Origin of the sequence: Pseudarthrobacter sp. NIBRBAC000502771, from assembly GCF_006517215.1 — a bacterium.
Lineage (GTDB): Bacteria > Actinomycetota > Actinomycetes > Actinomycetales > Micrococcaceae > Arthrobacter > Arthrobacter niigatensis.
Window position 1 is genome coordinate 4,384,243 of the sequence record NZ_CP041187.1, and the last position, 15,181, is coordinate 4,399,423.

Sequence of the window (15,181 nt, forward strand, 5' to 3'; positions counted from 1 at the left end):
CTAGCCTGCTGTATCCCTCTCAAAGGAGACCTCGTACCCGAGCGACCCGAACAGACCAGTCAGCATGCTCTTGGTATTTTCACCCGCTCGCTGCCGCAGCTCAGACTTCTCGGCAGCGTTAGCCATATCCGATTCGGCGAGGAGATAGAGCTCTGCCTGCTGAGGTGCCGTGAACGCATCTACAACCCGGTCAGCGATGCCACGGTCCTGGCTGTAGACATAGGACCGTTCGTGGTCGATGTTGGGCTTATCGAGCTGCGGCTCGGGTAGTCGCAGCGTCACCGACTTGCCATCGGCAGACACCGTGAGGTCCTCTTTGGTGAGACCTGATAAGTCGACATAGGCATTGACAGTGCCAGCGGCCACAAAGAGCGTACGTCGTCCTGCGATAAAACCAGGCAGTCCGCCAGTGTCTTCCCTCTCGTCCAATAAGAGCTGAAAATCGCCGACCGCCGCGTGGTATTGGCTTACGTTTCTAACGGACTTCAGAAGAACGCTTCGCTCGCTCTTGCTCGCTAACGGACCGAATCCAAGCATGGTTGCCACGAGCAGCGCAGCGAGAAGCAAAGCTACCGCAGATGCAACGACCGCGACCGGTTTGAATGATCTGGCTTTGGACATTGGACCCCTTTTGCCGTGAAACGGCCTAGGTTCCGTTCCTCTTGGTTGCCTTCCAGATTGCTGTCTGGCTTATTCAGCCTCAGTGTAGTGGGACTCACCCATCAGGACGGTGGCGACACTTTCAGGAAACCCGCTCTCAATGTGGGACGATAACGACCGATGACATTTGAGCAAGGACCACGTTCTCGGATCCTCGGCACCGATGCTATCGCCGTCCAGGGCGGCTTCACTTTCAGGAGGGGACAAAAAGTGACTACTGACTGCAAAACACTCGTGCCGGTATGGACACTCGCTACAGAAGCAGTGGGCGTTTCTGACGTGCTGGGCAATGAAGGCCTAACGCCGGCTCGTCTGGCCGAGCTGAGAACGGTTCTGGCAACCCTGGCGAATTCCCCCATCGCAACGCTCGAGATGCATGCAATGCCGGAGACCCGCGACCGCAAGGGCGGCCTACCGCTTGACGTTGCAAGTCCGCTCGCAAAGCAACTGGCGCAGCTCGTAACGCAAACCGCAAAATCCGCTCCCCCCAAGGTGAACGTGGCCGAAACGGGAGAGGTACTTTACCGGTTGGTGGTGCCCGCCAAGCTTGCCGCCCAGGCCGGGCAAGGACTCGTTCGTCCTATGGCCGCCAAAGGAGTTGCAGGGGCTATTCATGGTTCCCTCGTGAACTCGACCGGAATCGTGGGTGCCGCTACATTCGTCCCTGTCGCAAGCGGAGCCGCAGCTGCAGGCACCGCCGGTGCGGCAACTGGTGCGGCAGCTACAGCCGGCGTGGCGGTTGCCAGTGCTGGAGCCCTGACGGTAGCCGCGCCACTTGTGCTGATGGCCGTAGCCGTTAGCGTCAGCGCACATGCCGAGCACCAGCGCCAGGAAGCGATTGAGCGAATCACTGTCCTCTTGGAGCAGTTGCACGAGGACAACCTCGATAAGGAGCGCAACGAGTTGGACGGTTGCCGTGAAGCGATCGACAAAGCGACCTCGATCCTCCTTGACCAGGGCCGGATCGGTTTTTCGCTCGGTCTAGATTCTTCCGTGCATGGTATCAACACCGCTATTGCGGCTACCCGTAGGCGGCTAAAGAAGTGGGAAGCTGCACTGGATGCCCTGCCCGGCGGCGCAGTCGAAGTTGGCGAACTAAAGAAGTCATTTCCCGGCATCACCGAGGAAGGCGGCACCTTCCGGGCGCAGTTGGAAATTGCCCGGCTAGCCGTCGCTCTTAAACGCCGGGTGCTTGTGCTTCAAGCAGTCGAACACGCCCAGCAGGACAAAGGCAATTCGTTCAAAAATTTCATCGGGGCGCTTCATGCCGACGGACGCAGCACCGACGAGTTGGAGTCGGGCATCAACCAGCTTCTGCTTCGACTGTCTGCCCTCGAGGTGAAGCGGGACGGCGGTTTCCGGCTTCCCGCATTTACGCCCGGCGAGGTAGACCAGCTGCTGCAGGCCGCATATCGACTTCGTGCTTTGGGAGACGGTCTCCAGGTAAATGACCACCGGGACGACGTCGCAATTGAGATTGAGCGGAACAGCGACGGGTCGCTCGTAGTTTTCCCTGCGGTCCCCGCCTAAGGTGTCGGTGCGCAGAGCGCTCATCGGTTTTGTGCACGTTTACCTGATAAGAACAGCCATCGCAGATATGGAGCAGACCATGGCCGGCAAGCAGACAAAGCCGCAGCCGCGATGAAGGACGTCGGACAAAAGGCTAAAGCCGCCACTACCAGACTTTACGTTCTCGCCAAGGACCCGGAGATGCAGGCCAAGGCCGAGAAGCTGCTTGTGGACGGGAAGAGAATTTATCGTGCAGCAACAAGCCCTGAAGCCAAAGAGACCTACCGCAAGGTAGCGGCAGTAATAGACAAGATGCGGAAGGAGTAGCAACGGGCACGAGCCCTGCTAGTTCATGATCAACCTTCCGGGGACTGTTGCGCCAGGTCCGGTTCCCACTCCAAGACGAGTTGCTCTTCCCCGACCCCTTGCAGGTCTCGGTTTTGCAGGTACTTTGCCAATACCTGTGCAAACTTGTCGGCCCTCGTCACGAGCCATTCCACAAGCTCCTGAGACTGTGCTTCATCAAGGAAATCACCGGGCCGCCTGCTGACAAGCTTGGAGGCCTTGCGGTCGGGCTTGTCGTCCCACTCCACCTCAAACCCTAGAGCGGCTTCGATAGCGGTGCGCTGGGCAAGTAACTCCCCGTAAAGACCCTTGTCGTTATTGATCCAGAATTGCGCGGTTACGAGCTTGCTCTGCGAGTTAACCGAAAGCGAGATGACAGCACGGGAATCCCCCAGGCTCACGTCGTACCAGTTTTGTGGTGATGGTTTACGCCACGTCCTGATGTTGATTGCATTAGCGAGCCCGAAGTTTCGTACTCGCTCGAAGAAGTCCAGCTGTGCGTTCTTCAGCGCCACGTTGTTTCCCGCGCGAGCCTGACCGGTCACCCTATTGCGTCGTGCAGAAATCACATTCTCGTCGACGTCTAGACCTGCCGCGTTAGCAAGCTCCTCTGCACCCATAAATTGGTCGCGATCCGCGCGTCCTTCAGCATCGAATCGAATTCCTTCCTCCTCGAGAACCGCCCGTGGGTCATCATTGCGGCCGGGCTCGAGCCAGCGGAAACCAGGCGAGATGGTTCCGCCACTTTGCAGGACTCGCCAGGCGTTCGCTATCGGATAGCTCGCAAGTATTCCGGCCAGTGGTTGTGGCCAGGTGTTCGCCACGATGGCGACATCCCCATAGGAGCTCCATCGGCCGGCCGGGATCTCCGCTACGACCGCAGCAATTTGGCTCCGCAGAGCTGACGGCTCCTCGCCCACAGCAATAATGCTTTCGTCAGGGCCTGGCCATAAATCGATGATCTTCTCTGCCAATTCGGAGCTGCGCGCGTTGATCTCCTTGGCACCCCATGTTGCGTGCGTGGCAATCGCTTGATTCATCGAAACGCCGCTCTTAGCCAGCAACTCCCGCTTCTCGTGGAACGGCTTGTTGCTGAGCTCGCTATTGTACCCACTGAGAGTCAGGTTGCCAAGGGTGTGTACGACGCGCTCATGCTCGTAATCAATGTCTGCGTCTGCGTCGAAACCCTCTGCGAACGCTTCCCGTACGGGCTCAGTCATAGTCTGGGGCAAGACATGCTCGATGGTCAGGTGCCTTGGGTCAAGGTCGACGATCTCCTTCGGGCGGTAGGCTTCTTCAAGCCACTGCAGGATCAGCTTTTTCTGTGTCCCACGGCCCTGCCAGTAGAAGGCGACAGCCCGGGCAGCCTCTCGGACCTGCTGATCGGTTGCAAAGTATTTTCGACCCTGGGACAGGTAGTCGCGTAGTGCCTTGTCGATGTCCTCGGCACCACTGATCGCACCAACAGCTTGGAGCAGTGTCCGGTTCAGGTTGGCGGTAGCGCGTCCGATGATGATCCGCCGCACGAAGTAGGACTCGAGATAAGTCAACGCGCGAACCACTTGGTCATTGGCAGCGGTGCCGGCGGCGCGTCGGGCGAGGATCTGCATGACCACGGGATACGCAGTGGTCGAACCCCACGCCTTGATTCTGGTGAGGCGCCTGCGAATCTCGGTATGTCTCTCCTCCGCAGGGTTGAGAATCGTAGCGAGCACGTCGCCCAATCGGGCTATACGAACTACCTCAGCCTCTACCTCGTCGATGGTCTTGAGTTTCTCGAGCCGCTTTTGCTGTCCTACGTATGTATCAGACTGTTTTGCCCGTTCGTCGCGTTGAGCGAGATCGAGCCAAAACAACAACTCGAGGTTTTCAGAGTCAAGCTTTTTCTCTAGTGGAAGCCAAATATTGTCATAGACGGTTTCTGCGCGGTCACCGAGCCTCATAAACAGGTAGTTCTTGAGCAAGTCACTTTGTGTCAGGCGAAGACCGGTATTGTTCAGGGACTCGAAGATGCGGTGTGCGTTGTCTGACGGTTCGGCGGTAACGACGACGAGCGCGAGTCCGCGGACGACGGCGGCCTCGAGCAGATAGAGGTCGTGTGGATCGTCTGGGTCGTCAGCGGCCGCGATCTTCGAGCGGAAGAATCGGTAGGCGTCGCCGATGGTATCCTCACCGCCGGCCTGAGGAGCACGGTTGAGAACAGCCATATAGGCGGGCCGGTCTGTCTGCGTCGGCATCACCTTGAGTGGCTTGCCCTTGTCGTAAACGTTGATGAGGTATTGGGCATCGATGCCGCCAGCTCGGTCAGTTTCCCCGGTTTCGATCAAGTGGTCCCGAAGTGCAGCCAGGAGAAGAGTCAGAGTGGTCAGGCGCTGCTGGCCGTCAACGACAAGAAACTTATTGACGCCGATAGCCCCGAAATCAGGGCTGCTCGCCAGGACGAGGGACCCGATGAAATGAGAGGCCTTCGGGTCGTCGACAAGGGTCCGCTCCAGCTCCACGACGTCTGACCACAACTGGTCGAGCTGCTTCTTCCCCCACGAGTACACCCGCTGATACAGAGGAACCTGGTACTGCTTCTTGCCTTCTAGAACGCCCGCCAGCGTCCCATTTTCCGCTCGAACCACAAGCGTCTCCTTAGAGTCTTAGTGCTTAGGGATGAGAATACATCGATCGAGTATTCACACCCCGCCCTGTGCGTCTTGAGGAAGGCTCGATGTGCTTGATTTGCTCACCCCTGCCAAATCATGAGCATGAAGCGCCCGCCAAGATGGCGCCGGGCGGGCGCTTTAAACGCACCTTATTGCGCAGTCTCGTATGAGCCGTCTGGCCGGCGCAGGCAGTAACCCTTCTTTACGGCTCTCCGAAGGCTCCGCTGAAGTGCATTCTGGATATCGGGGCCTCGTCGTGCCCAGCCGAAGACATTACGGACGGCGACGAGTAACTCTTCTTCTGTAATGACTATTGAGTCAGCAACTACGAGACGTACGGCCTCATCGAACTCTTCAGGCGGGATTGCACCCGCTTTACGAATGTCACTTTGTCCCGTTGGTCGTCGGACGTTTACTGCGTTTGCGCCATCGACTCGGATAAAGCCTTCTTTATCGAGCTTCACTTTCATGCCGCTAACTTTGGCAAGTGATAATGCTCTTTCAATGTTGATTTTGGCGCGCGGACCAATGGCGCCGGCTCCCCAGTGCTCCCGCAACCGAGTGTGAAAGGTATCTACGTGCAGCGGTGCTTCGACGCTAACGACGTGGGCCGCATACTGGATGAGGTCTGTAAGTGCGTCGGCATCTCCCGGCTGGTACCAATACCGGTGCGCAGGCTTTGAGGCGGAGGTGTATGGCACCGTCCAGGCGGGCGGGGCGGACAGGTCTATCTCTTCATACTCCATGGGCCCGGTACTTTCCGCCGCCTGAGCAATAGCCGGAACGCCGTGGTTCCCACTCACAGCGTCCTCAATTGCCTGCTTCAGAGCGATCTCCTGTGTGGACCGGTCTCTGTACCAGCTCAAACCCCAGATCCGATAGATATCCCACCCGAGCCCCCGCAGCACAGATTCCCTCAGGCGGTCTCTGTCACGCGCGCTCTTTGCCGAATGATAAGCGGCTCCGTCGCACTCGATGCCCAGCATGAAGCTCCCGGGCTTGTCAGGATGACGAACCCCTATATCTATCCTGTAGCCACCAGCCCCAACCTGAGACACGGCGTCGTAACCCCATGCCCTGATTACGCGAAGGACTTCCTCTTCAAAGGGGCTCTCGGCATCCCCCACAGATCCGGATATGTCAGAGGCTAAGGCCGCTCGGCCCCGGGCAGCAAAGTCCAGATAATTCTTCAGGTGACGATTTCCTGCTGACGCGCCGTCAGACATGTCTCCAGCATGGAATGAGCTGACTACTTCGACCCTTCGGCGTGCGCGCGTGATTGCCACGTTTAGTCTCCGTTCGCCGCCTTTCCGAGTCAGGGGTCCGAAGTTCATTGCCAGCTTTCCCGCTTCATCGGGCCCGTAGCCAATACTGAAGATGATGATGTCTCGCTCGTCGCCCTGGACGGACTCGAGATTCTTCACAAAGAACCCGCGGAGTCGATCATGGTCTTCCATGAGACCCGTAAGCAGCGGCTCTAGTTCTGCGCGACGTTCAATAGCTTCGGAAACAGCCTCGGCTTGTTGTGTAGAGAACGTTACGACTCCGAGCGAGAGATCCGGGTTAACGCGGCGGTGTTCAAGGACACGGTCCACGACGCGCTCTGCTTCAATGGGATTCTTGCTACCAGCTCCTCGCTGATAGATACCCTGAACGAATTCGTGATGTACCCCGAGGTCGTCAGCTTCCTGGGTGGCGCCAGGGAATGTATTGAGTTTCCCCTCGTAAATCCGGTAGTTCGAATAGGTAATGAGATCTTCATGAAGGCTGCGGTAGTGCCATGAGAGCGGCAGGGACACCATAGCCCCCGAAGCCTTACATAGGTCCAAGACGCTATCGAAGTTGTCCGGTTCATCTTCGTCGTCGCTTTCAATATCTGCAGCCGAGAAGAAGGACGTTGGCGGGAGCTGTCGCTGGTCCCCAGCCACGATCAGCTGTTTGCCCCTGTAGATGCAATTGACGGAATCCGCGGGCATGACCTGAGAGGCCTCATCGAAGATAACGACATCGAAGACGAACCCTGCAGGAAGATACTGCGATACGGAAAGAGGACTCATCATGAAACAGGGCTTCAGCCCCTGGACTATAGAGCCGGTTTCTTCCAGCAACCGCCTAATGGGCTTGTGACGGGACTTCTTGTTGGCCTCGTGCGCGATGACTGCCGCAGGGCCGGCCATGCTGCGTGGACGTCGGGCAACACAGGCCGTTACGACGTCGGCGTAAGCATTGACGATTAGGTTTCCGTCCAATTCCTTGAACTGTTTCAGTAGGCTTTCGCGGCCGGACGCACGGTGTTCCGATAGCCTGTCGTCCCCTTCAATGATGCTTTCTGCCCAAGGTTCCAGCGCAGCCCTTTCAATTGCTGACACTACTTGGTCCGCTGGCGCATGGCTGTCGCACAGGGCTGTCAGCGTCTCAGGCACTCCGGCATCGGAAAGAGCAGCAAAGAGCCTTTTATATTCGAACCAAACGTCGATATCAGCAGCCGGGTTAAAACCAAGGGCAGCAAGGAGTTCCTCTGCGTATTCAAGGTCATGGTTCAGTTCGGCGCGGAGCTCGGTCGAGCGCTCGGCATCAAAGAAGCCGACCAGCTTGTCTCGGGCTTCCAGCCAGGAGGAAAGGCCTTCTGCCAAATCAAGGTCGGAAGCGTCGAACTCCTCAACGAACCGGACATCGTCATCCTCGATTGGTCCTCCGACGATTCTGCGCAAGGCTGCGATCCAATCGTAGTCGGCTCGCACCGCTGCCCAGTCTGTTTTCCGTGGACTGTATCGCTTGCCCAGTACCTCGGAATCGTGCCGCGAACGTTCGGCGGTTTTCTCATCCATCGCGTCCAACGCATCGATCTGCCGGAGAACCGCACTGGCCGTAACCGGTGTTGCCGTCTCGCCCAGCATCTTCGAAAGTCGGTCCCGCAAAAGTTGCGCGGCCGAAAAGTTCTCCTGGGCCGCCTTGAGGATTCCCAAAATGTGAGTCAGTGGCAGATCACCGACCTGTTCATGGAAAACAGTGCCGAAGAGTGCATGCGTGTCGACACCGAAGCGCTCCACCATATTGGCAACGTCTCTCGCCAGAGGGATCAGCTCTGCGTCTGGCGTGTTGGCTTTGCTCAGCTGCCGGGCCAGCGCGGAGGACGCTATGTCATCTCCGGCCAGCTTCAAAGCCGTTCTGGCAACCTCAAGTGCCTGAGCGATCCTCGCAAAGTCAGTCGCAGTGCCACGGTAATAACTACCGAGCCGAGGCCCATATTCGGGCTCGCTGTTAGCGAGGTTCTCCTGTGCTGTCTGCCAAGAGATGGCATCACCAAGCATGGCAATGATCTCCTTGTTGACGACCCCGGCAACGGTCACCTCGCGAAGCGTTTTCTTGTCCGCCCGGGCTTGTTTACTCCAGGCTTTCAGTCCTCTGTGTTGCAATTCGAAACGGGCCTTAAGGCCTTTGAGATCCAGTGCGAGGATTTCAGGGCTGAAGGTTGACTCCATTGCCGACTGACGGTCGCGTACGATCGCAGCCAGCTCCCCAAGAATTCGCGCGCTTTCGTCCAAAGCCCCTTGGACACTCGGGTTGATCCAATGTGGTTCCGGCAGGCTGCCCTGTTGGCTGAGCTCAGCTAGTGATGAGAGGGCTAGGCATTTGTTTAGAGTCAGTGATTGCGGTTCAACATCGAAAAGCACACCTAGTTGCTGGGCCTTGTCGAGTAGAGCTTCGAGTAAGGAGGCAGCCCTGGAAGTTCCCAGCTCGATGCCGCTGAGCTGGCCGAACGGAAATTGGCTAAGAGGACGACTGAAAATTGCCGGATCGTGCTCAAGGAAAGTTTCAAGCGGGGTTATAAGGCTCTTGTCGTTCTTGTCCCATCTGTCCACGCAAATACTGTCAATTTCAGATTTTTTGGTCTGGTATTCGACGTCGTCTGCCTGAAGGCTGTCGATCCTTCGAAGAACATCAGTGAATTTGGGCTCAGAATACCAATGCCGGGAAACGTTCCTTCTTGTGCAGAGATGGGCGGAAAGATCCGCTCGCGAACGAACGCCGGCAACGTCCAGGGCAACAGGCCAGAATGGGATCTGTGCGTCAAAGAGCCTGGCTGTCCGCAGGAGGCGTTCTGTTGCCAGGGCCAGAACGTCCACACACTTCTCGGCCTCCTTGATTTGTGCTTGTGTGAGGCTCGATCCGGCGAGACCTCGCCAGGAAAATGATTCTCCTTCTGCAGCCGGGCGCCACACTTTCGACAGTGATGCGGCGGCGAGCAGGATGTCTGCTAGTGCGTCCGCAGACAGCAAGCCAAGTTTGCTGGGATCCCCAGAAGGGTATTCGCCAACGTTTGCTAGCTGGGCCAGCCGTCCCAGGACATCAAAGAGGCTCCGCCCTAGCGGGCTTCGGACCTCGTTCATTGCGTCAGCATGGTCGCTTAGCCTGGTCCGGCTTTTGATGAGCTGAGATCGGTCCGTTTCCGAGAAAGAGCTCTTTACTACCGGGCGGCGGGTGAGCTCAGCATGAAGCGTCTGGACCACCTGTTTACGGGTCGCCTTATGGCTATGCAGTTCAAGCAGGAATGGATCCAACTGCCTGCTTGTCAGCCGATCGCGCACCACGTCGAGGGCGGCCGCCTTTTCACTGACGAATAGCACCGTTTTTCCAGTTGCGATGAGCTCAGCGATGATGTTGGCGATGGTCTGGCTCTTGCCGGTACCTGGAGGGCCGTCCATGATGAAGCTGCGGCCTTCTCTCGCCGCAAGAATGCACTTTCTTTGGCTTCCGTCGGCGTCAAGAATGCTGTGGAGCTTTTCGGGCGGCAGACGGGAATCCAGCTCTTCGTCAGAAACAGGGTCAAAGGCGAACACCTCGGAGTTCGGTGCCTCCGGGCCCAGTGCCATGAGTTGAATCATGCCGTTGGCGACAATCTTGGCTTCGTTTTGCTCAAGGTCACGGTACATAGCTTCCTTGTGGAAGCTGAAAATGGACATGACAACCCGCTCGTCAACATTCCAGTCTGCGTACTGCGCGATAGCCTTGCGCACGCCGGACAGTACCGTCGCTACGTTCAGGTCATCCACCTCGAACTCCGGGAGGTCCAGGCCGAAGTCCCTACTGAGCTTAAGGCCGAGGGCCGTGTTCAGTGCCGGTTCGTCTTCCGTTCGCCTCAACACATACTGCTTTCCCTCCTTGGCTAGACGGACGGGCACCAGCAGCAACGGACTTGAGATTTTCTTTCCGTCAGCGGGATCAATCCAATTGAGCATGCCGTGGCCCAAATAAAGGGTCCATACCCCGCGGTCCGCATATTCTTGTTCCGAGCGTTGATGCAGCCGCTTTGACGTGCTCAGGATTTGGGCAGCGGTTTTGCCAGTGACGCGTAGGGTTCGTGATCCTTTCGTGGGAAGCCTCAGGGCCTGTGCCGATTCACCCGCTTCATCGTCTGCAGGTTCATTGCTGACGAGCATGACGTCGCCCTCCGCCACCAAGGCTTCTACCCCTGAGCAGCCAGGTTCAACGATTTCGAATGTCCCAGTCTTGGGGTGCAGGAAATAGACAAGCCTCTGACGTCTGTCGATCGACAACAGGTCGTCCCGCCAGCGTTGCATCTGCAACGCGAGCTTTTTGTCCAAGACACCATTGCCTGTCGACACGGCTTCTCCTACCTTTCCGCCCCACGCGGAGAATTGATGCATTGCATTCAGCGTCTCGGTCTTTTCGAGCCGATCGTCCACTGAAGGATATCTGTCTAGTTGGTCTGCTGAGTTTTCAGTCCAACCTATGGCTGGAGCCTCAATTTTGAGTCAAGTTCTGCCGAGTATTCACTCCTCCGAGGCGATGCGGGCCAGCTCTTCGATGACAGCTGGAACCAACTTGGGCGGCACGTTATCCCGCAGCTGGGATGCGAAGAACTTGGCCCAATGCTCAGCCATGGCCTGCTGCATTCCATCCAGGCGGGACATCTCCGTCCCCACAAAATGTTCCGGGGCAGCACCAACAGTAAGGGATGGGACGACGTCGGAGACCAGGTTACGAAGCGCGATAGTAGATGCGGCATCCGGAGTAGCGGAGTCGGCTCCGGGAGCTGGATCGCTCAAGATCTTCGCGTCGGCTTTGGATGGCTGTCGCGGCTGTTCAGCGTCAACTGCCATTGGTGGCTCAGGTTTGTCCGAACCGCCGAGAATCGGCGGCAACGAGCCTGAGGGATAAACCACGTCGAGATGAGTAGTTGTTCGGGTCAGTGCGATGTAGAGCATGCGTTCGCCATGCGGCAGGGCCAGGATTCCCGCCGGATCAACGACCAGGACGGCGTCAAACTCGAGCCCCTTGGCATCCTCAGGCGTAACAAGATTGATGGCGGTGGACAGCTCACCTTCGGTTGATTCGCTCCACTGCAGATCATCACTTCGGAATGCGGTTCTAAGCTCCGGCCACAAGTATGTCGGGGCGATCACGCCGACAAAGCGGCCCCGTCCACTGTGGGTGAATACGGAGCGCGATACCTCGAGGGCCAGTTCCTCCTGGTGGACGCCAACGAATCGGGGCTCATAGTCAACTTCCCTCAATATGCGCGGAGGGGTTATTGAAGGTGCAGCTGACTTGAGCACCGGCAGGGCGACGTCAAAGACCTGCCTCGGTACCCGGTAGCCGTGCTCAAGCTCCACCACGGCAGTGCCCGTGCTGTCCGCTGTGCCCTCACTGAGAATCTGCGCCACATCGTCCCAGGAATCGCGTGAGTACGGCCCGGTCGACTGAGCTATGTCACCAACTACAGTCATCGATCCGTTTTTGGAACGTCTGCGTATCGCACGAAGCTGCATCTTGGAGAGGTCCTGTGCTTCATCCACCACAATGTGCCCGTATGTGCGGGGTGACTCGCGCATTAGCGCCTGCGCCTCATCGAGCAGGGCCAGGTCGGCGACAGTCCAAGCCTCATCTCCTACTTTGTCGGATTGCTGCCGGTACACCAGCTCGATCTCTTCCGACGTCAGGTGCCCGTAGGCAGCCCGCTTGAGTCGTTCCTTAGAGCCAAGGAGTTCCCGCAGAAATTGCTGGGGAGTTATCTGCGGCCAGATTTTTTCGACTTCCGCTTCCAGAGCCCGTACATCGAGAAATTGTTCCGGGGCAACCTGACGGATGTTGCCAAGCAAAGGGGCACACAGCTCGACGAGCCGCTGCCTAAAGCGACGGCGGCCGTCAGCAAATGTCTCGAACTGCATGTTACTCAAGACATCGGCGACGGAATTTGCAGGGATAGAAACAGTAAGGACTGTATTTCGTCGTTGAATTCGTACATCCGCGGCGGGAACTCGGATGCGTTGCTTAAGCCCGTTTTTCAAGACCTGGCTCATACGTGCCGAGCCCTTAACCTTCGCCGTCTCAGTTGAGTCTTCCCCGCTGATACGCACGTCGTTGGACAAGAGGTTCTGCAGTGCATGCTGGACGACGTCATCGTCTCCAAGATCGGGCAAAACCCTTCGAATGTATTTCGTGAAGGTCGGATTGGGCCCGACGACAAGTACATCCTCTGGCGGCAGTTCGTCCTGATAGTTAAACAGAAGCCATGAAACACGATGAAGGGCCACCGCCGTCTTGCCAGTGCCGGGACCACCTTGTATGACAAGGAGCTGGTCCGGCTCCGCGCGCACGAGCTTGTCTTGAGCCGCCTGGATCGTCTTGACGATGTCCGTCATCTCGGAGCCGCGCTTGCGGCTCAAGGCCTGCAGTAGGGCGTCCCCCGTATAGGTGTGCTCGTCGAGCTCGCTAACGGCTTCGGCCAAAGCTTTGAAGACGATGTCTTCGAAATCGAGAATCTTGTTCGCTGGCGCGTCGAAGACCCGCTTGCTGCGCAGCCCCATGGGGTCTTGTATGGAGGCCTGATTAGCTACCGCCGCGGCTGGGGCCTGCCAGTTGACGACCAGGAGATTCTTGTCCTCATCGAAGATGGCAACCTTACCGATATACAGTTTGTCGCCGTCTTCAAAGTCAATGCGGGAAAGTGCAATCGGGTCATCAGGGGAGGCAACCCTGCGTTTCTCCATAGCGCGTTTATAGGCACGCCGTTCAACTGCTGAACCCGAGGAAGCCGTGGCCAGGGACCACGCTGCGTCCTGGCTGTCACGGTATTGCTTCGCTCGATCGAAATAGGACTGCTCCCGTTGAAGTTCAGCCGCCTTAGAGAGAGATCCGACGCCGGCGTCTACACCCACTATTGCCCCCAGTTTTGTCGGCCCCTATGGGCCGTTCTAGCTCAGTCACAATAATGTAGCTGGCATCACTGACATCCGTTGACATTTCATACGGCGTGAACCCGGACCAATGCCGCATTAGGCGACCGGTTGCAGGACGGAAACTCAGGCGAACTCCTGCCGTGGGACCAATCCAACCAAGTGAACCCAAAGACGGCCTCGTTCCGCCTGCGATCCCACTGAAAGCCCAGTCCGGAAGATGCGGCACGGCTCCCACCACATCCGTCCCCTCTCGGCTACCTTCAATCAAGCACTTCTGAATTCGGCGTAGGCTATATCAAGCAATCCGGGGTCCGGCATTTCGGCTCGATTACCGGGAAGGACCATCAGCGGCTGTCCATGGCGCTCTTGGATTCCGTGTCGCAGCATGGGACCGTCAACTTCTCGAAGAATGTCTTCCCTAACTTCAACGACCATGTCCGGCCGAATTCCAAGGATATGGGCGTCAAAAGCCGCATGGTGGATCTTGCACAAGGCCAATCCGTTCACCACGGAAGCGATGCCACCCTCGTAGCGGTCCGCCACGATGTGGGCTGCGTCCAGCAGTTCTTTATGAGCGAGTGAACATACTGCGCATCTGGATCGGTATGCGTGCAATACCGTCGATCGAAAGACCGGCTGGTGCAGACGCCGTTTAGTCTCGACAGTCAGGTATCGCCGAAGGTGCTCTTCGAGAGGGCTGCTCTGATTCACAATCCCGCGGCCCACATTCAGGTCTATGATGAACTGCTTGTTTTCCGGCTCTTCCCACAAAATGTAAACGGGAAATATCGCCTGGAATACAGCCGGTCCCATCCCGACACCGTAAAACCAAATTAGTGGCTTTTCTAGCTCCATCGCGGCCCTCAGGGCGCGGTTGTCGGCCTGGTCGGGGTCCTCCCCCCGCCACGCATAGCGAAGCATCCCGTCCGGGCCCGGTTCATCGTTATAAGGACGCTCTTTACCCGGTGCTCGATAAACTGTCTGAAACGATAGTGCAGCCGGAAGGTCCCGCGGTTTCCAAATACCCTGTTGCGTGGGTTGTAGCCGCCGACTTTCGCCATCCAGCGTAAAGTCGAGGATGTCCTCTCGGGTGAGCCAATCCGCTCCGTCATTGGTGCGGACGGTTAACCAAGCCATAGCCTCTTGCCTCAACCGTGTGTCAAAGGAAATTCCCGGTGGCTCCCCCGTAAGTGTCATGCGCCCAGGATAGTCCGAATGCAGATTCCGGTCGGTTAAGGCTCCTACCGGCAACATACGGATGGAAGTCGCAAGGCCTCAAGAAAATTAAGGCTGACTGCTGACTTGGATAAAATGGCCACTTCCCACCCCCATCCACACTAAGGATCGTCCGCGCAGTGACTCAGAACGAACCAGGGCTCTTCGACCTACCAGAGGCAGAGTCAGCACCGACAACTCAAGTCATCGAAGACACGCCGATCTCTCCCCAGCAGATCGCTAGCATACGAAACGCCTTTGACACCGCGGGGATTGCAGACATGGCGGTGCGCCACGAACTCATTCAGAGCTGCATGATCCGGAAGATCTCGAACATCAGAGAACTGCATTCACGGGAAGTGCGCCACGTCCTGAAGCGGATTGAGGGGTGGGGCCGCAAGTCGGAAACACCCTCCGGCACTGCTTGGGACAACCGGGAAGAAGACACCTGGATCGACAAGCTTTAGCGTCCCCTGGCCAAAAGGCCACAACTCGCCGGCGTAGCGTCGGCACAGGGCCCAAAACATGCATCACAAACGTTGGTAATGTATGCCAGTGGTGTCAAAGAGTTCGGAAGCAAGTTTCATGGGGGAACAG

8 protein-coding genes are annotated in these 15,181 nt (G+C 57.5%); 3 read left to right on the forward strand and 5 right to left on the reverse strand.

Annotation, left to right across the window (positions count from 1 at the left end; translation table 11 throughout):
- On the reverse strand, nt 1-621 hold the full coding sequence (locus NIBR502771_RS20295) for a DUF4230 domain-containing protein (RefSeq protein WP_141161293.1): 621 nt from the start codon (nt 619-621) through the stop codon (nt 1-3).
- Nucleotides 622-870: 249 nt separating this feature from the next.
- Here NIBR502771_RS20295 and NIBR502771_RS20300 point away from each other — a divergent pair, with 249 nt between their 5' ends.
- Together NIBR502771_RS20300 and NIBR502771_RS20305 are read left to right on the forward strand one after the other, a co-directional pair.
- A complete protein-coding gene (locus NIBR502771_RS20300) occupies nt 871-2,190 on the forward strand; it encodes a hypothetical protein (RefSeq protein ID WP_141161659.1) in 1,320 nt (439 codons plus the stop codon).
- A gap of 111 nt (nt 2,191-2,301) precedes the next feature.
- The gene (locus NIBR502771_RS20305; protein WP_141161294.1) at nt 2,302-2,496 is read left to right on the forward strand and encodes a hypothetical protein; all 195 of its coding nucleotides are present in this window, start codon (nt 2,302-2,304) and stop codon (nt 2,494-2,496) included.
- Nucleotides 2,497-2,525: 29 nt separating this feature from the next.
- Here NIBR502771_RS20305 and NIBR502771_RS20310 read toward each other — a convergent pair whose 3' ends face one another.
- From NIBR502771_RS20310 to NIBR502771_RS20325, 4 genes are all read right to left on the reverse strand, one after another.
- Complete coding sequence (locus NIBR502771_RS20310; RefSeq protein WP_141161295.1) at nt 2,526-5,141, reverse strand: DUF4268 domain-containing protein; 2,616 nt, start codon at nt 5,139-5,141, stop codon at nt 2,526-2,528.
- A gap of 173 nt (nt 5,142-5,314) precedes the next feature.
- On the reverse strand, nt 5,315-10,873 hold the full coding sequence (locus NIBR502771_RS20315) for a DUF3320 domain-containing protein (RefSeq protein WP_141161296.1): 5,559 nt from the start codon (nt 10,871-10,873) through the stop codon (nt 5,315-5,317).
- A gap of 87 nt (nt 10,874-10,960) precedes the next feature.
- The gene (locus NIBR502771_RS20320) at nt 10,961-13,180 is read right to left on the reverse strand and encodes a UvrD-helicase domain-containing protein (protein ID WP_141161297.1); all 2,220 of its coding nucleotides are present in this window, start codon (nt 13,178-13,180) and stop codon (nt 10,961-10,963) included.
- A gap of 453 nt (nt 13,181-13,633) precedes the next feature.
- Nucleotides 13,634-14,566 (reverse strand): HNH endonuclease, encoded by a 933-nt coding sequence (locus tag NIBR502771_RS20325; protein WP_210411280.1) that lies wholly within the window; start codon nt 14,564-14,566, stop codon nt 13,634-13,636.
- Between the two features lie 158 nt (nt 14,567-14,724).
- On the opposite strand from NIBR502771_RS20325, the gene NIBR502771_RS20330 reads away from it, so the two are divergent.
- Nucleotides 14,725-15,051, forward strand: a complete 327-nt coding sequence (locus tag NIBR502771_RS20330; protein ID WP_141161299.1) for a hypothetical protein — start codon at nt 14,725-14,727, stop codon at nt 15,049-15,051.
- The last annotated feature ends 130 nt before the right edge of the window (nt 15,052-15,181 follow it).

Coding starts and splice junctions, on each gene's coding strand:
- NIBR502771_RS20325 (WP_210411280.1), bottom strand. CDS start 14,566: ATGACACTTACGGGGGAGCCACCGGGAATTTCCTTTGACACACGGTTG.
- NIBR502771_RS20305 (WP_141161294.1), top strand. CDS start 2,302: ATGAAGGACGTCGGACAAAAGGCTAAAGCCGCCACTACCAGACTTTAC.
- NIBR502771_RS20320 (WP_141161297.1), bottom strand. CDS start 13,180: ATGGAGAAACGCAGGGTTGCCTCCCCTGATGACCCGATTGCACTTTCC.
- NIBR502771_RS20295 (WP_141161293.1), bottom strand. CDS start 621: ATGTCCAAAGCCAGATCATTCAAACCGGTCGCGGTCGTTGCATCTGCG.